Annotated in this window: 18 protein-coding genes; 10 read left to right on the top strand and 8 right to left on the bottom strand. The window is 56.6% G+C overall.

The annotated features are described in order from the left end of the window. The first annotated feature begins 127 nt into the window (after window positions 1–127). The 3 genes from queA (at window position 128) to GWA01_RS08735 (ending at window position 3,494) form a co-directional block, all read left to right on the top strand. Window positions 128–1,171 (top strand): tRNA preQ1(34) S-adenosylmethionine ribosyltransferase-isomerase QueA, encoded by a 1,044-nt coding sequence (gene queA / locus GWA01_RS08745; protein ID WP_146796469.1) that lies wholly within the window; start codon window positions 128–130, stop codon window positions 1,169–1,171. 29 nt (window positions 1,172–1,200) lie between these two features. Beyond that, a complete protein-coding gene (gene tgt, locus GWA01_RS08740) occupies window positions 1,201–2,346 on the top strand; it encodes a tRNA guanosine(34) transglycosylase Tgt (RefSeq protein ID WP_146797711.1) in 1,146 nt (381 codons plus the stop codon). Window positions 2,347–2,426: 80 nt separating this feature from the next. Continuing rightward, window positions 2,427–3,494: a purine-nucleoside phosphorylase gene (locus GWA01_RS08735; protein ID WP_146796466.1), complete on the top strand. Its 1,068-nt coding sequence runs from the start codon at window positions 2,427–2,429 to the stop codon at window positions 3,492–3,494. 107 nt (window positions 3,495–3,601) lie between these two features. Here the strand turns inward: GWA01_RS08735 and GWA01_RS08730 are convergent, their stop codons facing one another. From GWA01_RS08730 to GWA01_RS08715, 4 genes are all read right to left on the bottom strand, one after another. Further along, on the bottom strand, window positions 3,602–4,648 hold the full coding sequence (locus GWA01_RS08730) for a purine nucleoside permease (RefSeq protein ID WP_146796463.1): 1,047 nt from the start codon (window positions 4,646–4,648) through the stop codon (window positions 3,602–3,604). A 32-nt stretch (window positions 4,649–4,680) separates the two neighbouring features. After that, window positions 4,681–6,234, bottom strand: coding sequence for an adenosine deaminase family protein (locus tag GWA01_RS08725; RefSeq protein ID WP_371858434.1), 1,554 nt, complete (start codon window positions 6,232–6,234; stop codon window positions 4,681–4,683). 89 nt (window positions 6,235–6,323) lie between these two features. Then, window positions 6,324–6,863 carry a DUF1826 domain-containing protein gene (locus GWA01_RS08720; protein ID WP_186819521.1) on the bottom strand — a complete coding sequence of 180 codons (540 nt, stop codon included), beginning with the start codon at window positions 6,861–6,863 and terminating at the stop codon, window positions 6,324–6,326. A 56-nt stretch (window positions 6,864–6,919) separates the two neighbouring features. Continuing rightward, window positions 6,920–7,576, bottom strand: coding sequence for a DUF1826 domain-containing protein (locus tag GWA01_RS08715; protein WP_146796457.1), 657 nt, complete (start codon window positions 7,574–7,576; stop codon window positions 6,920–6,922). A gap of 95 nt (window positions 7,577–7,671) precedes the next feature. Between GWA01_RS08715 and zigA the strand changes: the two genes are divergently transcribed. Further along, entirely contained in the window at window positions 7,672–8,898 is a 1,227-nt protein-coding gene (gene zigA / locus GWA01_RS08710; protein ID WP_146796454.1) for a zinc metallochaperone GTPase ZigA, read from the top strand. A gap of 42 nt (window positions 8,899–8,940) precedes the next feature. Here the strand turns inward: zigA and GWA01_RS08705 are convergent, their stop codons facing one another. Continuing rightward, window positions 8,941–10,413 carry a mannitol dehydrogenase family protein gene (locus tag GWA01_RS08705; protein WP_146796451.1) on the bottom strand — a complete coding sequence of 491 codons (1,473 nt, stop codon included), beginning with the start codon at window positions 10,411–10,413 and terminating at the stop codon, window positions 8,941–8,943. A gap of 349 nt (window positions 10,414–10,762) precedes the next feature. Here GWA01_RS08705 and queG point away from each other — a divergent pair, with 349 nt between their 5' ends. The 3 genes from queG (at window position 10,763) to GWA01_RS08690 (ending at window position 13,043) form a co-directional block, all read left to right on the top strand. Further along, a complete protein-coding gene (queG, locus tag GWA01_RS08700; protein WP_146796448.1) occupies window positions 10,763–11,887 on the top strand; it encodes a tRNA epoxyqueuosine(34) reductase QueG in 1,125 nt (374 codons plus the stop codon). Continuing rightward, window positions 11,884–12,114 carry a ribbon-helix-helix domain-containing protein gene (locus tag GWA01_RS08695; RefSeq protein ID WP_146796445.1) on the top strand — a complete coding sequence of 77 codons (231 nt, stop codon included), beginning with the start codon at window positions 11,884–11,886 and terminating at the stop codon, window positions 12,112–12,114. Before queG ends, GWA01_RS08695 begins: the two co-directional genes overlap by 4 nt. 98 nt (window positions 12,115–12,212) lie before the next feature. Then, entirely contained in the window at window positions 12,213–13,043 is an 831-nt protein-coding gene (locus GWA01_RS08690) for a TerB family tellurite resistance protein (RefSeq protein WP_146796440.1), read from the top strand. A gap of 139 nt (window positions 13,044–13,182) precedes the next feature. Here the strand turns inward: GWA01_RS08690 and GWA01_RS08685 are convergent, their stop codons facing one another. From GWA01_RS08685 to GWA01_RS08675, 3 genes are all read right to left on the bottom strand, one after another. After that, window positions 13,183–14,643: a mannitol dehydrogenase family protein gene (locus GWA01_RS08685; RefSeq protein WP_146796437.1), complete on the bottom strand. Its 1,461-nt coding sequence runs from the start codon at window positions 14,641–14,643 to the stop codon at window positions 13,183–13,185. A 113-nt stretch (window positions 14,644–14,756) separates the two neighbouring features. After that, window positions 14,757–15,824 carry an FUSC family protein gene (locus GWA01_RS08680; RefSeq protein ID WP_146796434.1) on the bottom strand — a complete coding sequence of 356 codons (1,068 nt, stop codon included), beginning with the start codon at window positions 15,822–15,824 and terminating at the stop codon, window positions 14,757–14,759. Between the two features lie 27 nt (window positions 15,825–15,851). Continuing rightward, the gene (locus GWA01_RS08675; protein ID WP_146796432.1) at window positions 15,852–17,378 is read right to left on the bottom strand and encodes a Do family serine endopeptidase; all 1,527 of its coding nucleotides are present in this window, start codon (window positions 17,376–17,378) and stop codon (window positions 15,852–15,854) included. 121 nt (window positions 17,379–17,499) lie between these two features. On the opposite strand from GWA01_RS08675, the gene GWA01_RS08670 reads away from it, so the two are divergent. The 3 genes from GWA01_RS08670 (at window position 17,500) to GWA01_RS08665 (ending at window position 21,539) form a co-directional block, all read left to right on the top strand. Then, window positions 17,500–18,675, top strand: a complete 1,176-nt coding sequence (locus GWA01_RS08670) for an Mrp/NBP35 family ATP-binding protein (RefSeq protein WP_146796429.1) — start codon at window positions 17,500–17,502, stop codon at window positions 18,673–18,675. After that, complete coding sequence (locus GWA01_RS13045) at window positions 18,672–18,830, top strand: hypothetical protein (RefSeq protein ID WP_186819520.1); 159 nt, start codon at window positions 18,672–18,674, stop codon at window positions 18,828–18,830. Before GWA01_RS08670 ends, GWA01_RS13045 begins: the two co-directional genes overlap by 4 nt. Before the next feature lie 303 nt (window positions 18,831–19,133). Further along, window positions 19,134–21,539 carry a mechanosensitive ion channel family protein gene (locus tag GWA01_RS08665; RefSeq protein ID WP_228118510.1) on the top strand — a complete coding sequence of 802 codons (2,406 nt, stop codon included), beginning with the start codon at window positions 19,134–19,136 and terminating at the stop codon, window positions 21,537–21,539. Window positions 21,540–21,605: the final 66 nt, after the last annotated feature.

Below are 21,605 nucleotides of genomic sequence, written 5' to 3'. Positions count from 1 at the left end.
CGATCACCCCGGAGAGAGATCAACAGGCCACAAAGCGTGGCACGAGAGCATTTTTTCATGAAAATCATGCACCAGACCTGCGGGTCCGGCGTTTTCATGTCTGCCGAACCTGCTACAGAGCATCCTCATGACGGATGAACTCGCCCCGTTCGATTTCGAACTCCCCCGCGACAATATCGCAACCGAACCAGCACGCCCTCGTGATAGCGCAAAGCTGCTGCATGTTCGCCCTGAAGCGGGCACGGATATGCATGTCGTCCGTGACCTCCCAGACCTGCTGCGTGAAGGTGATCTGCTGATCGCCAACAACACGGAAGTGATTCGAGCCCAGCTCTCCGCCACCCGCGGTGAAGCGCGGATCGGGATCACGCTGGATCGTATCTTGGCGGATGGAAGCTGGCATGCTCTCGCCCGAAACTCCCGCAAGCTACGATCGGGAGATGTGCTACAATTCGGAAATGACGCCGTCACGGCCACGATCGTCACCAATGAAGGCGACGGCGCGATAGCACTGCGTTTCAGCGTCGAAGGCGATGCGTTCGATGCATTCCTGGAGCGTGTGGGCGCACTTGCACTCCCTCCTTACATCGAGCGCCCTCTCGGCCCCACGCCGCAGGACGACACCGACTACCGCACCATTTTTTCGCAGTTTCGCGGTGCAGTCGCAGCACCTACCGCAGGCCTGCATTTCACACCCGAACTGCTTGCGGCGCTCGATGCGCGTGGCATCCAACGTCGCACTCTGACGCTGCATGTGGGTGCGGGTACGTTCCTCCCCGTGCGGTCCAGCATTTCCGAACATCGGATGCATGCAGAATGGGGCGAAATCGACGCTGAAACAGCGGCTGCCATCAACGAAACACGCGCACGCGGCGGCCGTGTGGTCGCGGTTGGCACAACGTCCCTGCGCCTGCTCGAAAGTGCTGCACGCGAGGATGGTATCGTTGAACCATGGCGTGGCGAAACATCCATTTTCATCAAGCCCGGATATCGCTTCCGGGCTGTCGATGTGCTGATGACGAATTTCCATCTGCCACGATCGACACTTTTCATGCTGGTCTGCGCATTCAGCGGGACCGATACCATGCGCGAGGCCTATACCCGCGCCATTGCCGACGGACTGAGATTCTATTCCTACGGTGATGCCTGCCTGCTGGAGCGCGCACCATGAGTGATTTCCTGACAGATTCAGCCGCCAAAATGGAATGGAAGCCTGAGGCAAAGTGCGGCATGGCTCGCGCTGGGCATCTGCACACACGCCATGGAACCGTCCCTACCCCAACATTCATGCCTGTTGGCACGGCTGGCACGGTCAAGGGCATGATGATGGATTCCGTGCGCTCCACAGGCGCCGGGATTGTACTGGGCAACACTTATCACCTTATGCTGCGCCCAACGGCAGACCGGGTGCAAAAGCTCGGCGGACTGCACAAAATGATGGACTGGTCCGGCCCGATCCTCACGGATTCCGGTGGATTTCAGGTGATGTCGCTTGGCGCCCTTCGCAAGATCGACGAAGACGGCGTGACCTTTCGCTCCCACATCGACGGCAGCAAACACCGCCTTAGCCCGGAAATTTCGACGGACATCCAGTTCAAACTCGATGCCACAATCTCCATGGCCTTTGACGAATGCCCGGCCCTTCCCGCAACGCCGGAAGTGCTTCGCAAATCCATGGAAATGTCCATGCGTTGGGCCGCACGCTCCCGCGAAGCCTTCACCCAGCGCGAAGGTTACGGCCAGTTCGGCATCGTCCAGGGCGGCACGGAGAAAGACCTCCGCGCTTATTCTGCGAAAGCGCTCACCGATATCGGCTTTGAGGGATATGCAATCGGTGGCCTGGCTGTGGGCGAAGGGCAGGAACTCATGTTCTCAACCCTGGACTTCACAACTCCAATGCTGCCTGAAGACAAAGCCCGGTATCTGATGGGTGTTGGCACACCTGATGATCTGCTGGGTGCGGTCATGCGCGGTGTGGACATGTTCGACTGCGTCATGCCATCCCGCGCAGGCAGAACTGCCCGTGCCTACACAGAGCGTGGGACGCTGAACCTCCGCAATGCCCGCTTCGCCGATGATACCCGCCCCATCACGCCCGAAGACGACAGCCCAATCGCCGGGCGCTATACCCGCGCCTACCTGCATCATCTTTTCCGCGCCAACGAGATGCTCGGCCCAATGCTGCTGACATGGCACAATCTGGCCTATTATCAGCGCCTGATGCGCAAAATCCGGGCTGCAATCGTGGACGGCAGCCTTCCCGAACTCGCCCAGAGCCTTCGCGCCGACTGGGCGAAGGGCGACTGGACACCTGATGAATGGCCATTGCCCAATCTCGCTTTGTAAGCTGCCATCAGGCTTAGCCATTAATTAAGAAAACCTACCGGGGCCTCACACGCCCCCGTATCCATGAGGAGAACTGCGTAATGAAACGTTTCTTTTTCAGAATATCATCTGCCCTTGCAGGCGTTGCCCTGACCGCAGCCCCTTCGCTTGCGCATACTGCCGCACCCAAAGATGAAATCAAGGTGCTCATCGTTGCCAACTGGGAAGTGGGAAACGATTCAGGGGACGAACCTGGAGAATACCAGGACTGGGTCGAGCGTCTGCATCTTAATGAAAAAGTTCATGTCCGTGGTATCCCGGATGTGCTGCGCCGCAATAGCGACGGGGTCTATGCCATTGTCCTGAAGCAGGGCAGCCTCGACCTGAACGCGCTCGCCCTCGATCCACATTTCGACCTACATCACACTTACTGGATATTCTCCGGTATTTCGGGCGTTGATCCGAATGTTGCATCGGTAGGAAGTGTGGCCTGGGCCCGATGGGTTGTAGACGGAGACGCTCTGCGTGAAATCGATGATCGTACAATACCGAAAGGTTGGCAGTATGGACTATACGCGATCGGCGCAGATCGCCCCGATACACTTCCAGCAAATGCCAACCATTATGGTTCAGTTACGGATGTGGCCGAACTTACAAAAGCCTATCCACTGAATCAAAGCCTCGCACGCTGGGCTTTCAACCTGAGCAGCAAGGTCAAACTGTCCGACGACACGGTCATCGCCGAGCGTCGCGCGCAGTGGAAAGGCTTTCCCAACGCCCAAAAAGCTCCGTTCATCCTGATGGGTGAAACACTTGGCGCAGAGCGCTACTGGCACGGACCTTCACGTAACAAGTGGGCAGAAAACTGGGTCAAACTCTGGACAAAAAATCAGGGCCAGTTCGTCATGACGAACGAAGAAAGCCAGCACTACCAGCTCGATATCCGAACATTGTCGTCTCTGGGTTATCTCGACGCCAACCGCGTCATGGTTCTGCGGTCGGGCAGTAACTTTGACATGCCACCACCTGGTGTTTCCATCACAGACTCAATTGGCGATGAAGCACCCGGTCAGAAACTAGCCTTTGACAACAACGAACGTGCAGCAGAGCCAGTCATTTCAGAACTTCTGAAACATTGGGACGAATATAAAACCCATATACCTGGATAACACCGGACCGAGACTTAGAGACTGCTCTAAGTCTCAATATTCGGAAAACCATAATCTAGTACTTCCAGTGACATCAGGGAGAGCAGCACGCGCCCTCCCTAACCTGATCATTGTGCCCCTGGCATCGTTTTTTCATAACGATCCCAGTTCGTTGCGATATTGCGCACAACAACACTACCAACCGTATATGCTGCGTTGACGGCTGGAATGAACCCTGAAAATCCCTGCTCATGCGCTTCCGCAGCGAGTAATTCTGCAGCACTTTCTCCATTTGGTGGCATGTCATAATTGCTTGCCGTCCGCAGGATGAGCGCGCGCTTCGGATCCACACGGCCCGCTTTACCCTGAAGCGCCAGAGCCTGACAAAATGCAATATCCTCTTCAGCGGTTGTGGCCATCGTGCCCTGACCATCTGTCCAGTAGCTGACCCAGCGCTCCGCCCATTTATTCATAAGGGCGCCTACCCAGAACGTCTCGCCAGAAATGGTATCGCCAAGCATAACCGAAGCAGGCTTCTGAGCGGCAGGGAAGCCAACGTAGCGCGCACGTGCGGCGCGCAATTCCGGGCTATCGGGAAGAGCAACATTTTTCGTCAGCCCGTAGGCCCACTGCACAAGCTGAGGATCCAACGTATAAGCCACATCTCCCATCCCGGAATGGAGTGGAGGACGTGGTTTTTCGTCCGGTGTGCTTCCCTGCACGGGCGTGAAGCCATCTGGCCAGGATTTGGGAATTTCACGCGGATCAATGAGATGGGCCAAACCGCCATTGATCACACGCGGGGCCCAGACCGCAGCACTGACGGGGCCAAAATTAGGGTCAATTCCACCAATCCCCGCCAGCACGAAATAAGCGTGGCGCAGGTCAAAGCGCGGATCGAGTGCAAGCGCTGTGATCGCCGAGGCCATATGTTCCGGCCCTTCACCGCTCGCAATTCCCAGAACATGAAGTTCAGGATTGTAGCGCATGACATCATGATCCGTGCCCGGGGCCGGAATTTCACGACTGAGTGGAAGTTTTTCCACCCAGTTCTGAAATTCACCGGGCGTATCGCCTGTGTCTTTTCCGATTTCGAATGTCGTAACGACAACCACACGCACAGGAATAGGCTTGGATTTGGCGTGTGCAGAAATATTACCGGCACACAGGGTCATGAAAGTCGCGCAGGATAGCGCATGGAAAAATTTCACTGGAACAGAACCTCATGTGTGACGGAGTTTTCGAAAGCGAGCATACGCATTTCCAGTGACCACTGAAGGCGCGCCTTTTCGCTAGACTTCAGGAAAGACGCACAAGGCCCCTCAGCAGGGATAATCGCAGGCTTGATGCCGTGGCATGCCTCGACCGTCTGGCCAATCTGATGATCTTGCCAGAGGCTTTCACCCGGTACGAATGCATATTCCAGACCCGTCCGTGAGAACTGGCGTAGTTCGGAATACGACAGGTCATAGGTCTGTACGGCACGCAAATATTCCTGCGTCAGATCTCCTCGCGAGACCCCTTCGTCATCGGTAGAAAACGCCATGGGAACACCTGCCCGGCGGTAAAGTGAAAATGGATGTGCCGCGCCCCGCACGCCCAGAATTTCGTCATTGCTCGTAAGATTAATTTCAACCATCACATGCTGGCGGGCCATTTCCGCCAGCAAATCTGATGTGTTGTCTTCGGACGCAACGTCCACGCCATGACCAATGCGCTTGGCACCAGCAACTTCGATAGCCGCGCGGATGTGGTGTCGCAGCCCATCCGTCGGCACTAGTCCGAGCGTGAGTTCACCAGCATGCAAGCTGAGGTTCACACCGGGATAAACACCATTCAGGAACCGGAACATCTTCATGTGCAGATCATAATCGCGCATGGAAATGGGATCATCTTCCGGTGCTACGATGTTAACCCCTACAAAGCGCGGATCTGCCTTAACAGTCGCGTAACCCGCATCAAGCTGGGCATAGACCATGCCGGGCGGCAGGATACGCAATGTCTGGAAAAGATAACGGACCGCAACACCACATCCGGGATGCGCCTCTGCCGTATTGCATTTCAGGACGGCTTGCGCCTGCTTTTCCATCTGATCCGTATCGGCGCGCGCCTGCTGAACCAGTGCAGGGATCTGAGGAAGAAGCGCTGCATGCGCCTTGGTAAAATCATCGCCCGACAATGGCAGATGAGCACCTGCTGCAATCATTTTTCCCAGTCCGGGAGAAACCATCAACTCGACATAAGTGATATGATCGGACGCAGCACGATCAAGTGCTTCTGCAAGCATGTCCCCCTGATGATCACGCTCCAGCGCATCGAAACGCCCAAACGTTGCAAAGAAATGATCGTGGCCCGAACGATCATTCCCCGTCGGTACAAAATCGCGCATCGACAGCGCATCAATCATCTGGTTTTCAATGCTCTCGCTCGAAGAAACATCGCGTGCGGCAATTTGGCCAGGTGCCGGATGGGGGCAGGATTTGGCCAGAACGCTGCTGTCTTTCAGCGATACGCACAGCCCGTCTTTTGCGGCCCAGTCGAGCATACTTTCGGCATATATCGCACCTGAAAGGTGGTTATGCAGATCAGCGCCCTTGGGAAAGTTCCGCATAAAAATACGGAGCCGCTCCGGGTCATGCGCGACGCGGGCAAAAACTTCATCCGGGGTCGTGACGGAAACTTCAGCAGCGCGGACAGAAAGCGGGGTTGATGCAAGCCCGACCGACATAAGCGCCGTAGCAAGAGAGAGGAGTATCTTCATTCATGCACGATGGCGAGCACCAAGCGCGCTGACAAGACATTTTCCAGTCGATACAAAATCTCTTCCAGCACCACCTGTTTTGAAGCTTCTCAGAAAACTTCAATGGCCAATGCCAGCGCAGGCGTCGGACCGTCCTTCTGAAAACGATAACGTAAGATCGTATCTGCCATCATCGGGCCGCCGCCGCCCGTCAATATGATCGCAAAAGATTCCGTGGAACTTACAAGGCACTCGCCAGGGATCTGCCCCGAAATCCACTCCACCTTCCCTGCACCATAGCAGCACAAAAGGCAGCACGCTCCCACAGACACCCCAAATGAACTTTCTTCGTCCATGACCGGCACAACACGCAAACGCTGATGTACGGACACACCAAATGCGCTCGCCATGGCAGCGTTCTGCGCAATGTCTTCCAATATGAACGGAAGCCACCCAGCCTCCCCTTGCCGCCGGAGTAGACCTCTTTGAACTTCTTCGAGCGTGCCTTCGATGCAAACGGATTGTGGTGCTTCGGTCAGAAGTTGCATCTCCGTCATCCATTGCGCTGGGACCTGACGGCCCCAGATAACGGCATCAAGCTCCGGCTGGAATACTGCAGCCAGCACGGCAGGATCGGCTGAAGTCTGCACCCTTAAACCCGGTAGCGAGGGCGTTTCCGGCCAGCTTTCCACCACGAACACCGCGATTATCTCCGCACCGTGGGATTACACTCGCCGGCCATGCCACAGGCAGCAGGTTCATCAATCGTGAGAAGAAGACGGATGCGCTCATCTTCCGGGCGCCCGGAAAGCGGGGGAGAGCGATGCAAAACGCCCTTCAGCCCAACGCCTGACCACGCACTTCCTTTCAGAATTGCCACGTCCCCGGTTCTGATGCGGCGGATCGTCTCAGCGTTAATGTCCTCCCGGTTCTGCCCAAGTGCGAGTACCGGCGGCACCCATTCTGTTCCCGGCCCAACATAAGTGCACAGCATTCTGAGGCCGACATTATCGACATGAAAGCGCCTACAGGAATCACCGCGTATCTGCTCAAGCCGCATCCGCGCCTGAGACAGACCAGAGATCTCGCAATAATCGCGAACCAGAGCGATTGCGTCCTCCAGCAATGGCAGAGAATTGGGAGTAAAAAAATCATGGAACATCGCTTGCAGGGTATCAGCCGTTCCATATCCCAACAGCAGACGTGGCCCCTCTTGCAGGAAACTCGTCGCTGCACCCTGTGGTGCATCACATCTACGGCGCACAGTGATCACGCGATCAGGCTCGAAAATGTCTGCCAACGCCCCCTCATGCGTAGTGTCTGGCACAAGCCGTAATCTCGTCGGGCATACGGGAACAGTCATGAGAACGCCTGATAATCCGTTTGTTGTTATGTTATAACATACGGTATAGAGCAGTAAAAGCAACCTCTCCAACTCTTCGCGCAGGAACCCCACCCATGGCTTCCAGATTGCCCGTCACTGTCCTCTCCGGCTTTCTCGGCGCCGGAAAGACAACACTCCTCAACCATATCCTGAACAACAGGGAAGGCCGCAGGGTCGCTGTCATCGTCAATGACATGAGCGAAGTGAACATCGACGCAGACCTGATCCGTTCCGGAGGAAGCGATCTCTCACGCACTGATGAAAAACTCGTGGAGATGACCAATGGATGCATCTGCTGCACCCTACGTGACGACCTGCTCCTCGAAGTACGCCGCCTCGCCGAGAGTGGGCGTTTTGATTATCTGCTGATTGAGTCCACTGGCATATCAGAGCCCCTGCCAGTTGCCGCGACATTCGATTTCCGGGACGAAGACGGCGTAAGCCTGAGCGATATTGCACGACTGGACACCATGGTAACTGTCGTCGATGCCGTGAACCTGACCCGTGATTATGGCTCTTCAGACTTCCTCCGCGACCGTGGAGAAACAGCAGGAGAGGGCGACGATCGCGCCCTCGTTGACCTTTTGGTGGAGCAGATCGAGTTTGCGGATGTCGTCATTCTCAACAAGATTTCAGCAGCCACTCCCGATCAGGCCGATGCCGCAGAAAAGATCGTGCGCGCCCTCAATCCGGACGCCGCACTCATCAAAACCGACATGAGCCAGGTGCCCCTCTCCAGCGTCCTCGATACCGGGCGCTTTGACTACGAAAAAGCCCAGCAACATCCCCTGTGGTTCAAGGAACTCTACGGTTTTGCAGACCATATTCCCGAGACGCAGGAATACGGCATCCGCAGCTTCGTCTATCGTGCGCGCAAGCCGTTTCAGCCCGCAGAATTCCAGCAATTCATCGACCGCTCATGGCCCGGCGTCGTACGGTCCAAAGGGCATTTCTGGCTCGCAACACGCCCTGACTGGGCAGGAGAAATGAGTCAGGCTGGCGCGCTTGTGCGCACACAGGCCATGGGATCATGGTGGTGCACGGTTCCCAAAAGCCGCTGGCCAGACAGCGATGAATGGCGGGACGTGGTTCTGTCTGGCTGGGACCCGCTTTATGGAGACCGTCGACAGGAATTGGTCTTCATCGGCACCGAGGAAATGGACGAAAGAGCCATTAAAAATGCTCTGGATGCCAGCCTGATAGCAGATCCCGAAGATGGCACTTTCAAGCCCGAGCGTTATGCCTCGTTACCGGACGCATTCCCGGTTTGGAAACGCGCTGATCAACTCGAAAATGCCTGAAAATCTGGCATGGGGCAGATCATGACCCCATGCCACCCAGCGTCAGTGCACCAGAATTTTTTCCAGCGTAGCAGCAACGCCCCGCTCTCGAATGGAATTTCGCATCTCAACGAAAATCGAGGAAAACTGTGGATTTTCATCCACACCCCATCCTGCAAAGACGCTCATTTCCAGAGCGCGGGTCGGGTTTTCATCCATCGCCAGTGCACGGTCATCGGCACCGAGGCGTGGCTCCACCACCTCGAACGTATTCCCGTGATCATCACGGCCCGTCAGATACGCACAATAACTCGCCAGCAAAAACGCAATACGCCGTGCATCCTGCCCTTTGCCCAGCACACCACGCGCGGTATCTCCCACAAACACCGGAAGCTTGGATGAACTGTCCGAAGCAATTCGCAAAAGTTGGTCGCTGATTGCAGGATTGCGAAAGCGGTTCAGCAACAACAGGCCATATTCCGGCAAGCTGATACCGGGAGGGGCCGTAAGCTGGGGCTCCGAGTCAAACCCCAGAAATTCCTCCAGAAGCGAGACAATCCGGGCGTCCTTCATCGCTTCGCTCACGACACGATGCCCCATCAGCACGCCGGGGATCCCCATCATCGAATGCGAAGCATTAAGCATCCGCAGCTTGACCTGCTCATACGGTGCAACGTTGTCAGTGAACAGGACACCAACCTTTTCCCATGCCGGACGGCCAACCGGAAAATTATCCTCCACAACCCACTGGATGAAGTCTTCACAGAAGACAGGCATCAAATCATTCACACCAGATGCTGCATTGAGCCGCGCCGCATCAGCAGGGCGAACAGCTGGCGTGATACGATCGACCATGCAGGACGGGAACGCGATATGCTCACCAATCCATTCTGCCAATTCTTTATCGCGCAGTTCCGCCCATGACAGGACCGCGTTGCGCGCCACATGCCCATTATGCGGCACATTATCGCAAGACAGCACCGTGAATGGCTCCACACCCGCATTCCGCCGAAGACGCGAAGCCTCCACAAGAATACCGAAAGGAGTGTGCGGCACGTCTCGCTTCAGATCCTCGGCAATGGCAGGGTGCTCACTCATGAAGCGCCCTGTCTCATCCATGTAATAGCCGCCCTCCGTGATCGTCATCGTCACGATACGGATTGCAGGATCAGCCAGCCGCCGGATCGCAGCAACGCGATCAGCGGGAGCATGAATGTATTCGACCAGCGATTTGACCACACGCACCACATCCGGGCGATCCGATGGGCACTCCGTGAGCGTATAAAGACCATTTTGCGCCTGAAGTGCGGCAGCTTTCTCGGCCTCAGGGGCGATATCGAGCAGGCCAATACCTACGATACCCCAGTCAGACTGGCCCGGGATTCCCAGAACACGGTCAGTATAAACAGCCTGATGTGCACGATGAAAATTCCCGACACTCAGATGAGCAATGCCGGGCGTTACAGCCGTCCGGTCATAGTCCGGAACAATGACCGAAGCGGGCATGCGATCCAGCGTTGCTGTATTCAATTCCATTCTCGTGGTTCCCAGGAGAAATAAAGGACGTCTCCTATTATGACCTTTCAAGCAGGAAGCAATATGACTTTTGTCGCTGACTGGTAATTTTATTTCCCCGTTTCTTTGAAGGGCGCAGAAAATTGCCTCTAAAGCAAAAATATCCGCCCTACACGAAGAAGTGATCTCGCCATGAAGTGCTGATTTCTTCCCAATGCATAAGACCTTCCACTACCGCCTCCATATTTCCCAAAGACGTTTTTACGCTCCGAAGGCCCCGAACGCTCGCCCGCTCAACGGGAATCTCCAGACGAAACGCGGTCACACCTCTTCCCTTCTGAAAAGTTCTTCCTCCAAAAACCCTGTGCATATGTTTGATGGTAGATATACCGCCCGTATCGTCCCTATCAGGAAAGATCTCTTGCTCCCTGCTTCTTCGCCTTCCCGTCCCGACAAGCATCGTTCTTCGCTGGAAGAACGCATCGCCCAGCACGCGCGACAAATGGGGTTCGACGCCATCGGGTTCTGCAAGGCAGAACTTGACCCGGGCGTAGAGAAAGGGCTGCGCGCTTTTGTCCTGCAAGGCCACCATGGAACAATGGAGTGGATGGAAACCCGTATTGAGGAGCGGGCACAGCCAAAGGTTCTGTGGCCAGAGGTTCAGAGCGTCATTTCCCTTGCGCTCTCCTATGCCCCCGCAGAAGATCCGCACGCCACATTGCGCCAACCGGATCGCGGAAATATTTCCGTCTATGCCCGAAATCGCGATTATCATGATGTCCTCAAAGGGATGCTCAAGCAGTTAGCCCAGTTCGTCGTAAAATCGGGAGGGGAGCAAACCCAAGTGAAGGTTTTTGTCGATACTGCACCAGTTTCGGAGCGCGCTCTGGCCGAAAAGGCACAACTAGGGTGGCACGGAAAACACACATGCCTCGTCTCCAGAAGTAGCGGGTCATGGCTTCTGCTCGGAGAAATTTACACGACACTTGATCTCACGCCGTCAGAGCCAAAAGCCGGAAGCTGCGGCACCTGTAACCGCTGCATGGTTGCCTGCCCGACAGATGCCTTTCCAGCCCCATACCGTCTCGATGCAAGACGCTGCATTTCATACCTGACCATCGAGCACAAAGGCCCGATCCCACTCGATCTCCGCCAGAAAATCGGCAATCGCATCTATGGATGTGACGATTGCATAGCGGCCTGCCCCTGGAACCGCTTTGCTTCGGCTTCGCACCACATCAAGATGCAGGCCCGCCCAGAACTGATCGAACCACGACTGGCAGACCTCGCAGCACTGGATGACGCAGCTTTTCGGAAACTGTTCTCCGGATCACCCGTCAAACGGATCGGGCGGAACAGATTCGTCCGCAATGTCCTGATTGCCATTGGAAACTCCCAGGACCAGAGTCTCATCCCGTCTGCCATTGCCCTGATGGGCGATCCTGATCCGGATATCGTTGAAACGGCCCACTGGGCCTTGGAACAGTTGCAATGAGCGACCTCATCAAACGCAGCATCTCGCTGTCCGGACACAGAACTTCGATCGCACTGGAATCGGAATTCTGGGCTGTTCTGGATGCCATGGCACAAGAGCGAAATCTGAGCTTCGCAGCCCTCATAGGCAAACTGGATGCAAGCAGACCGCCAGAGCGGCCGCTGGCCTCTGCCCTGCGCGTTGCTGCCCTGCAACAAGCGCTGCAGCAGGCCAGCGACAATTCATGAGATAAAACACCACCCTCATAAAGCACGTATTCAATTGGGAACGGGATATTTCAACAGGGGACATTTGCCGCGCTCACGCGGCGTGCTAGGTTGAGGGCATGGCTATCTGGGGCAAGATGTTCGGTGGGGTTGCTGGCTTTGCGGTCGGCGGCCCGTTCGGCGCGCTGATGGGCGCGGCGCTCGGCCATGCGGCCGATAGCGGGTCTCTGCTCAATCCCCCGTCCGGCGGTTGGAGCGAACGCTTCCCAGCGAAAGGCCGCCCTGACCCAAACAACGCAGCCTTTTTCGGCGCTGCAAAAGTGGCCGCCGCCTTAGGAAAACGCGATCAGCTCTATGCCATTGGCCTCGTGGCGCTCTGCGCAAAAATGGCCAAGATTGATGGTCCGGTAAATCGTCAGGAAATCAACGCTTTCAAAGCTTGCTTCCAGTTTCCCCCGGACAACACCCGCGAGGTCGGCATGCTATTCGACCGCGCACGGGAGCGGACAGACGATTTTGAGATGTATGGCCGCGAACTCGGACGCGCCTATGCCAACAATTCTGAACCGCTGGAAACTTTGCTAGGCGCGCTTTTCCGAATTGCCCGCGCAGACGTAGCCCCAGGTGGCGCCCTTCACCCGAAAGAAACCGATTTCCTCAAGCGCTTGCACAAGGCCTTCGGCTTACCGCCCGGCGCCTGGGACCGCGCAGAAAGCGGTGGTACGCGCGCCGCTACCGGCAATGAACCAGACGCATACCGCGTTCTGGGCATCGTACGTACCGCCTCAGATCAGGAAGTCCGCGTCCGTTGGCGCACCCTGATGCGTGAACATCACCCGGATGTTCTGGCACAAAAACCAATGACAGACGCCGAACGCGCAAAAGCGCAGGATCGCATTGCGCGCATCAATGCCGCCTGGGACCGTATCAAGCGCGATCGGCAACTCTGAAAACACATATTAAGCCTAACAAAAACAAGAAAATCTCAGCTTGTTAACGCGCAAGTTTGCATGACGAACTTTATGACGTCGTGACATAAAAAAGCGCCCCATATAGGGGCGCCCAACGGTCTAAAAGCTTAAGCTCCACTCAGCTGGCGGGCAGTGCAGCCTTTACACCTTTCTCGCGAATGAGTTTGCGAGCCGCAATAATAGCGTTCGTCAGTTCGGGCGTCTGTAGATCGCGCCAGCTATCGAAAGCAGGCAGTTTCAGTGCGCTTTCAAAGTCGTCAGCTTTTGCAAGCTTGCGCTCTGCATCACCGTAGACTGGCTCGATTGGCTCATATGCCTTGCCGTTCTGGTCTTTGCCACGCAGCATTTCCAGATAGGACGCAATTCCGAACACAAGCCTCGTCATATCGCGCTTGTTTTCAATTGCGCGACGCATGGTTTCTGTCCAGAAAACCTGTATCTTCGAGCAGCCATCACTGGCAATGCGCAGCGTCTGATCTGCCATCGCCGGATTGGAAAAACGGCTGATGACTGAGTCGCGATACCCTTCCAGCGATATACCCGGAGGGGCCTGTAGCGTAGGAATCACATCCTTGTTGAGGAAGTTTTCAAGGTTGCCGCGCAGGTCCTTGTCCGCGATCGCCTGATCAACGAATTCACAACCCTCAAGAATAGCCGGGAAACAGAGCATGATATGCCCGGCATTCAGCATACGGATCTTGACGTGCTCGTAATCGGTCACGTCGTCCACAAACTGAACACCAGCCTTTTCAAGCGCAGGCCGACCATCCGCGAAGTCATCTTCAAGAACCCACTGCGTGAAGTCTTCTGCAACAAGTGGCAGGTCATCGCTGAGACCGCTGCGCTCGTTGAGCTTCTTGGCAATATCGGCGGTCACGGTCGGGGTAATGCGATCCACCATACCGTTCGGGAAGGTTGCGTTCTCTTCAATCCATTTTGCCAGCTCCGGATCACGCGCCTTCGCATAGCCAAGGAAAGCTTTCCGCGCGACCGTGCCGTTGTGCCTCAGATTGTCACACGACATGATCGTAAAGGCCTTGTGACCGGCATCCCGGCGGCGCCTGAGACCCTCGACAACATATCCAAAAATTGTTGACGGAGATTCCGGGTTTTCCAGATCTTTCTTTACAGCAGCAGTGTTCAGATTGAACTGGCCGGTGTTCTCATCGATGTTATAGCCACCCTCTGTGATCGTCATGGATACGATCCGGATTGCAGGATCAGCCAGATGAGCCAGAACGGCCGCCGGGTCTGCAGGAGCCAGCAGATAATCTCGCAGGCAGCCGATGACACTCACATCGCTTTTGCCAGACGGAGCCGTCTCGGTCAGGGAATACAGACAATCCTGCGCCTTAAATTCTTCCGCCTTCTTCTTCGAACGATCGCCTCCCGTCAGGCCAACGCCGATAATACCCCACTCAGGGTCATCCTTAAGAATTTTCTCAATGTAAAAAGCCTGATGAGCTCTGAAGAAATTACCAACCCCGAAATGCAGAATCCCCGGGCGGATAGCATCCAAATCATAAGGAGGCGCCTGCACATTTTTGGGAAGGGATTTCAGGGTTTCGCGCGTAATCATCAGGTTCTCCCAGTTGATCTGGACGGCCACTAACGGGGACCGACATTCCGTCAAACTCATGTTTATAGGAAAACCAAACGCTTCGCATCTTCGCGAAGTTTCCTGACCAGCGATCACAAGCCCTGGATGGCAGTCGCATCACCAGAAATAATAACGCCGACAGCCCGCTCAATATCCTCGCGATAAAGCGACATGACAAACCGCATTTCCGGTCTGGACTGCTCCTCAAAGCGCGGCAGAAGATCAAGAATATCCTGGCCGTCCGGTTGATGGGGATGGCGTTTCTGGGGCCGAAGAATCTGCTGCTCACAGGAATATGCGAGGGTGCGAAGCATATGGCTCAGATCATGATGGAGTGATCGTAATCCTGTATTGCCTGCGTCCCGCCCTGTCGCGATGGCACGGGCAACAAGCATCGTGTCGTTCAGCAGCCGGCGCATAAGCTGTGGAAGGGCCGCCAGAACGGGATCGCGCTTCTTCAGATCCTGCAATCGCTCGCGCCGCGCCTCCTCCACTGCTCCTTCCAGATCAAGCAGCAGTGCAACGCAATCCTGATTACGCTTCTCGATCTGGCTCCAGCTGGACGAAGAATCGAGAGCTGCCTCCACCATCGCATCCAGACGTCTAAGCAATCGTGCGGATGTATGAAATGCCTGCCGCCGTGCACTTGTATGAAGCACAAGGAAAGACACCCCCATCGAAACCAGAACACCGATCGTAATCGCAGTAAGACGGGTGAGCAGCGGCAGGAAAGGGCTACCATTGCTTGGGAACAGAAACACGATAACCAGCGTGATACAGGCGAAGCGAAGGCGGGGCTGGATGGCCGAAAGAAACACCAGCGGTGTAAGCATGATCCAGAACGGCATCCAGACCGTGTGTGTCCAGAGCTGTATCAGGAGAGCCAGCGTCCCCGCGATCCCGCCGATAACCGTCCCGCTGATCTGATCGCGCGCAGTGGATATCGTCTGAACAATGCTGGACTGCGTAACGATCAAAGCCGTGACAAGCGCCCAGATCGTCTCCTGCAGATGCAACGCCATGCCAACAAGCCATGCTGCAGCAACCGATATGAGCACGCGGATCATCTGCCGCGTGGCAGGTCGCATGACTTCATGCCAACTGCTACCAGATGGCGGCACAGACAGCCATGTGCGGCTCAGCCGGTTAAAAACATTCATGGAATAGATCAGAATCCGCAATCAAATTCAGTTTCCGGCGAAGGGCACCGGAACCCAGCGGAGACCATCATCATCCTGCACCAGAAGCAGGACTTCATGCTTTTTCTGGGCCTGTGCCTGCTGAACAAGCTTTGCAAATGCATCAGGCGTATCGATCTGATCCTGACCGACCTGCGTGATCACATTGCCTTCGACGATACCGCGCTCTGCTGCCCGACTGGTACTCTCCACGCGCGACACCAGAACACCGCGCTGATCATCGGAAAGCGCATATTGTGTGCGCGCATCCGCATCAATTGCACTGACCGTAAGCCCCAGATCGCCCAATGTCTGATGACGATGCTCCGGCTGATGCGTATCTGAAGGTGGCATGTCAGGCGCATCCGGAGACTGCCCGAGCGTAATCGGCAATGGCAGCATTTTGCCTTTGCGCCAGACGTTCAGATCCACTTTCGTGCCGGGCAGTATGGACGCAATGATGCGCGGCATGGTCTGGCCGGTTACATCCTGATTTCCCACACGGGTAATGATGTCTCCAACCTGAAGACCCGCAGTCGCAGCCGGACCTTTGGGATCAACTTCGGAAACCATCGACCCCTTGCCATTCAGGCCATCTGGGCCATGGAAATCCAGATCCTCGGCAATATCATTGGTGACGTCCTGAAACTTCAGGCCCAGCCAGCCGCGCGACACATGCCCGGTACGACGGAGCTGATCGATAATACCGCGGGCATCATCCGCAGGAATAGCAAAGCCGATACCAATGGAATCCCCACCCGATCCGCCATAAATCAGCGTGTTGATGCCAATCACCTCACCAGAGAGGTTGAACAGCGGGCCACCCGAATTACCGCGATTGATGGCAGCGTCCGTCTGGATGAAATCGTCATACAGGCCATGCTCCACATTACGCCCGCGGGAGGAGACGATACCGGCCGTCACGGTACCGTTCAGTCCAAACGGATTTCCGATCGCCAGAACCCAGTCCCCGACACGGGCCTTGTCGCTATGTCCCAGAGGTACGGCTGGAAGAGGGTGCTTGGGCTTCACTTCAAGCACGGCCAGATCGACCTTACTGTCACGCCCGACGATCCGCGCAGGCATTTCGGTGCCATCATGAAGCGTCACCGTAACCTGGTCTGCGCCTTCGATCACATGGTTGTTCGTCACGATGATCCCAGCCGGATCGAGAATAAATCCCGAACCCAAAGCCTGCATTCTGCGAGGCGGCCTGTTCGGGGCCGGCTTGTGGTTCATGTAGTCATGAAAGAATTTCTGCAAAGGTGAACCCGGCGGGAATTCCGGCACCTGCGGACCGTCAGGCGAACTGGCATCAGGGCCGGAATCTCCGTCCTTTCTAGGCTTTAGCACTGCCGAAGTAGACACATTGACTACCGAAGGGAGCAGGCGGTCGGCCAGATCCGCAAAGCTCGATGGCACAGAACGCGGCGCAGGCGTCACCACGGGCGACGGTGCCACGGGTGCCGTCTGTGCGAGAGCGGACGAGGCCATGAGGCCGATGGAAATGGCAAGACTTGCGGTGAATCTGGTCATGATTGCACGCTAACGCAGAACGACGCAGTTCGTCACCATCCCCTGAGTTGATGCACCACCTCCGCGTGCATGCTACACTGATCCGCACCTTTGACAGACGCTGCGTGATGAGAGTTCCGGTATGACCGACAGCCCCCCCCCGATCGATCCCGCAACCACACAGCCTGACACTGCAGAAAAACGGATCACCGAAATCCTGCGCACAGAGCAGGATGGCCCCGGCTCCAACGTGCTTTCTTTCGCGTCTCTGGAAAACGTGTCCGTTCGCAACGGGCACGCCCACATTTCGCTCGTAACATCGCGCGATGATGCTCCGCGCATAGAACCCCTGCGCCCCCATGTGGAAGCCGCCATCGCGAAGCTGCCCGGCATGACGGGTGCCACGATTTCGCTCACGGCGCATCGCGCGACCACTCCGCCGCCCGCCAACGCACCACAAGCACCGGCGGGAGCAGGCCATCGTCCCTTCAATCTTGGAGAAAAGCGGGGCAGCGCGTCCAGCCGCCACCCCGCCGAAACGCTGTTGCCCGGCGTAAAGGCCGTGGTCGCCGTGGCCTCGGGCAAGGGTGGCGTGGGGAAGTCCACAACCGCCGTCAATCTTGCGACAGGCCTTGCCAAGCTGGGCCTGAAGACCGGCCTACTGGATGCCGATATCTACGGTCCGTCCCTCCCCCGCATGCTTGGCCGCTCTACGCGTCCTGAAGTCATTGACGGACGCATCATCCCCATTGAGGCCTGGGGCTTAACCAGCATGTCCATCGGATATCTGGTGGACGAGAACCAGGCCATGATCTGGCGTGGACCCATGGTCATGGGTGCCCTGACCCAGTTTCTGGGTGAAGTGGACTGGGGCGAGCTCGATGTCCTCGTAATCGACATGCCACCGGGCACAGGCGATGCACAGCTCACGCTCGCACAAAAACTTGGAGCCAAGCTCGCCCGGGGTGGTGCCGTTATCGTCTCGACGCCGCAGGACATAGCGCTTCTCGATGCCCGGCGTGGCGTTGCCATGTTCGAGCGCATGGAAACCCCTATTCTCGGCGTGGTCGAGAACATGTCCTATTTCTGCTGCCCAAACTGCAACCATCGCACAGAGCTCTTCGGCCACGGCGGCGCAAAAGAAGAAGCAGAACGCAGCGGTGTTCCGTTCCTGGGAGAAATTCCTCTCCTCGCAGACATCCGTGCCAGCGCCGATGATGGAACACCCATCATCCTTTCCGCCCCCAACAGTGAAGCCGCCCGCGCATATACTGCCTTGGCCGGGACCATCGCCAAGGCCCTGAAGGACCGCACATGACCCGTAAAATTCTCACGCTGGCTGCCATCCTCGCGCTCAGTGCCTGCGCACGTCAGCCCGTCCATCACGGACTTTCGCCTGATGGTTATGGCGTCACGACAAACTCATCGCACCTACCACCACCTGCGGACCTGATGGCCCCCGCCCATTCCTGAAAGCAAACTCAGGAGCGGCGGAATTTAGAAAAATAACGCCGTTCAACGCCCTATTCCCTGCTTTTGGATGGACAGGCCGCAGCACAGGGGACAGGATCAACCCGAAACGTGACAGATGGACCGTCTGGTCCGCCTGCCGCTACTCACAGACTTCGCCGCATCAGGACCACCTTGGAGTGATGCGCCTCACAGGCCGCCAGTTTCGGGCATTTTCCTGACTTTCCCCTCCGCTGCGGCAAAAGTCAGCGCCATGCATGAGCTGTCCGTCTGTTCGGCGCGGAAGCCCCGTCAGACAGACAGCTCATGATACCCTCCCAGACCAGCACCACACACACCCGTTTTGTTTCTCCTTACGGGATGCTGTCGGCCTTCATTTTACTTATTTCGATACTGCTATCTCCGCTCGGTGCAGACCACGCACATGCTGCCCCTGCGGCAACTGTGCCAGCGCCCACTCCACTGTCGCAGCAGGAAGCCCAGCAACTTCTGAATGTGCTGAACGATCCGAAGCAGCGCGATGCCTTCACGCACACCCTGAGCCTTATGGCCAAAGGGCTACCCGCCACCATAGCGCCTAAATCACAGACTTCGGCTGTCCCACCGGAACTCGGAACAGGACTTACGAGCCTGCGCTCCGAGACAATGGTTTACGGCCATAATTTTCTGGGCCTGTTCAGCGATCTCGGCCTTGTCGCACACTGGGCACAACAGCAGTTCTCCTCACCAGACGCCCGAAAAACGATCCTGAATGCCTTTCTAGGCGCGCTACTCGTCATCGGCTGTGCCCTCGCTGTAGAGCGCGTTCTGGTTCTGATGCTACATAAGCCACTTCTCCGCGTAACGGCCCGAGCACAGAACCTTGAGGTTCAGCAACAGGCACGTGTCGAGGCATCTCAGAAAAACGCCCCTACGAGTGATACGGACACCGCCAGCAAAACCCGTGCAGCCGACCAGAGACGGCAGGTGGAGACGCTGCGTTTCCTCGTACGCATCCCCTATGCACTGGCCCATTTTCTGTTGAAGGTCCTCCCCGTCCTGGCCTTCTTCGCGATTGCCTATCTCTCCACGTGGATCATTCCATGGAGCAGGCAGGCAACGAACGTTACCCTGACGCTGGCTGAATGCTACGCGGGCGCACGATGCCTCTATCTGTTCATTGAGACAGGCCTCGCACCACGCTCGCCAACAATCCGCCTGCTGCCAGCCACCGATGCCACAGCCCACCTGCTCACCCGCTGGTGGAACGTTCTCGTCGCGGCTCCGGCAATTGTGCTGTGTCTTTCCGTACTGGGCAGTGAGTTCAACCTGTCTCCCCGTGGAACAGGCGCCATGATCCGCGCCGTCGTACTGGTGGAGCATGTTCTTATTGCAGCGTTTATCTGGCGCATCCGCCACATCGTAACGCGCGCGCTTCAACCCTCTTTCGGGGGCGACAGTTCCATGTGGGCCTTCGTAGGCGCCGTCGCGCGTTTATGGTGGGTGCCCGCAATGTTCCTCGATATTTCGCTCTGGGTTGTGTGGGCTGCCCATTTACCCGGGGGGTATGTATGGATCTGGGATACAACGGGGGTCACCATCGGCATCCTCGTGGCCTCGCGCCTGCTTTCAGTTCTGGCTTATGGACTGCAGGATCGCTTTTTTCGCGTAAATCCAGCACTGATTGAGCGTTTCCCAGAGCTCCAGAAGCGTGCCAACCGCTACTACCCCTTCGCCCGTGCCATTCTGACGGGTGTCCTGCTCTTCCTGACACTGGTTGCGATGACGGAGGCCTGGGGTCTGCCAACCGTGGGCTTCTTCATTCACAACACGCTTGGAAGCCATCTGCTGGATGCCGCTGTCACGATGCTCATCGCCGTCAGCATCGCCGTTGGCATCTGGGAGATGGTCAACGTGATGCTGACCCACCAGCTCGCACGCTTTGAAAGTTCGGACCAGCGCGCCCGCGCGACCCGCCTGCGCACCGTCCTCCCGATCATCCGGACAGTCCTGCTGGCAATCATCGTGATCATCGTGACCGTCACAACCCTTTCCCAGATCGGCATCAACGTCACACCTCTCCTCACGGGCGCCGGCATCATGGGTGCGGCTATCGCGTTCGGGTCACAAAGCCTCGTAAAAGACTTCATCACCGGATTCTTCATGCTGGTCGAAGATGCCATTCAGGTCGGTGACTGGGTTACGACAGGTGGAGTATCGGGAACGGTGGAGAACCTGTCGATCCGCACAGTGAAAGTCCGCGATGTCGACGGAGACCTGCACATCATCCCCTTCTCGTCCGTTTCTTCAATCGCGAACACCGCCCGCGGCTATAACCAGATCATTGTTCGCCAACAGGTGGACCTGTCCGAAGACCTGACACGCGTTGTCTCGATCATGGCTGATGCCGTGAGTGAGATGCGCGAAGACAAGATCTTCGGCCCCCTCATCCTGTCGGACTTCAACGACCTCGGCGTGGACAAAAGTGACAGTGGAGGCGCTACGATCCTCGGCAGCATCCGAACGGCACCAATGATGAAATGGAAGGTCAAACGCGAATTCTACCGCCGGATCGCCAACCGCTTTGCGAGTGCGCAGATCAAATTCTACACACCCACATCCTATTACACGACACCTCCCGATGTTCCGTTACACCTGGCCTACGACACTCCTGAGCCACCAACACCCGTCCCCGGAAAGTTGCAAACCGATCTTCCGGCAACTCCGGCCTGAAAAAGCAAAAAACCTGAAATGCCTCTGATCCAAGGTATTTCAGGCCTCATCAGGCATCTCTGAACG

Origin of the sequence: Gluconobacter wancherniae NBRC 103581, assembly GCF_007988885.1 — a bacterium.
GTDB classification, from domain to species: domain Bacteria; phylum Pseudomonadota; class Alphaproteobacteria; order Acetobacterales; family Acetobacteraceae; genus Gluconobacter; species Gluconobacter wancherniae.
This window is presented reverse-complemented; position numbering and strand designations above follow the sequence as displayed.

Bases quoted from the DNA above. Each gene is read 5' to 3' on its own strand.
- queA (WP_146796469.1), top strand. From the start codon at position 128: ATGACGGATGAACTCGCCCCGTTCGATTTCGAACTCCCCCGCGACAAT.
- tgt (WP_146797711.1), top strand. From the start codon at position 1,201: ATGGAATGGAAGCCTGAGGCAAAGTGCGGCATGGCTCGCGCTGGGCAT.
- GWA01_RS08735 (WP_146796466.1), top strand. From the start codon at position 2,427: ATGAAACGTTTCTTTTTCAGAATATCATCTGCCCTTGCAGGCGTTGCC.
- GWA01_RS08730 (WP_146796463.1), bottom strand. From the start codon at position 4,648: ATGACCCTGTGTGCCGGTAATATTTCTGCACACGCCAAATCCAAGCCT.
- GWA01_RS08725 (WP_371858434.1), bottom strand. From the start codon at position 6,234: ATGAAGATACTCCTCTCTCTTGCTACGGCGCTTATGTCGGTCGGGCTT.
- GWA01_RS08715 (WP_146796457.1), bottom strand. From the start codon at position 7,576: ATGACTGTTCCCGTATGCCCGACGAGATTACGGCTTGTGCCAGACACT.
- zigA (WP_146796454.1), top strand. From the start codon at position 7,672: ATGGCTTCCAGATTGCCCGTCACTGTCCTCTCCGGCTTTCTCGGCGCC.
- GWA01_RS08705 (WP_146796451.1), bottom strand. From the start codon at position 10,413: ATGGAATTGAATACAGCAACGCTGGATCGCATGCCCGCTTCGGTCATT.
- queG (WP_146796448.1), top strand. From the start codon at position 10,763: ATGTTTGATGGTAGATATACCGCCCGTATCGTCCCTATCAGGAAAGAT.
- GWA01_RS08695 (WP_146796445.1), top strand. From the start codon at position 11,884: ATGAGCGACCTCATCAAACGCAGCATCTCGCTGTCCGGACACAGAACT.
- GWA01_RS08690 (WP_146796440.1), top strand. From the start codon at position 12,213: ATGGCTATCTGGGGCAAGATGTTCGGTGGGGTTGCTGGCTTTGCGGTC.
- GWA01_RS08685 (WP_146796437.1), bottom strand. From the start codon at position 14,643: ATGATTACGCGCGAAACCCTGAAATCCCTTCCCAAAAATGTGCAGGCG.
- GWA01_RS08680 (WP_146796434.1), bottom strand. From the start codon at position 15,824: ATGAATGTTTTTAACCGGCTGAGCCGCACATGGCTGTCTGTGCCGCCA.
- GWA01_RS08675 (WP_146796432.1), bottom strand. From the start codon at position 17,378: ATGACCAGATTCACCGCAAGTCTTGCCATTTCCATCGGCCTCATGGCC.
- GWA01_RS08670 (WP_146796429.1), top strand. From the start codon at position 17,500: ATGACCGACAGCCCCCCCCCGATCGATCCCGCAACCACACAGCCTGAC.
- GWA01_RS13045 (WP_186819520.1), top strand. From the start codon at position 18,672: ATGACCCGTAAAATTCTCACGCTGGCTGCCATCCTCGCGCTCAGTGCC.
- GWA01_RS08665 (WP_228118510.1), top strand. From the start codon at position 19,134: ATGATACCCTCCCAGACCAGCACCACACACACCCGTTTTGTTTCTCCT.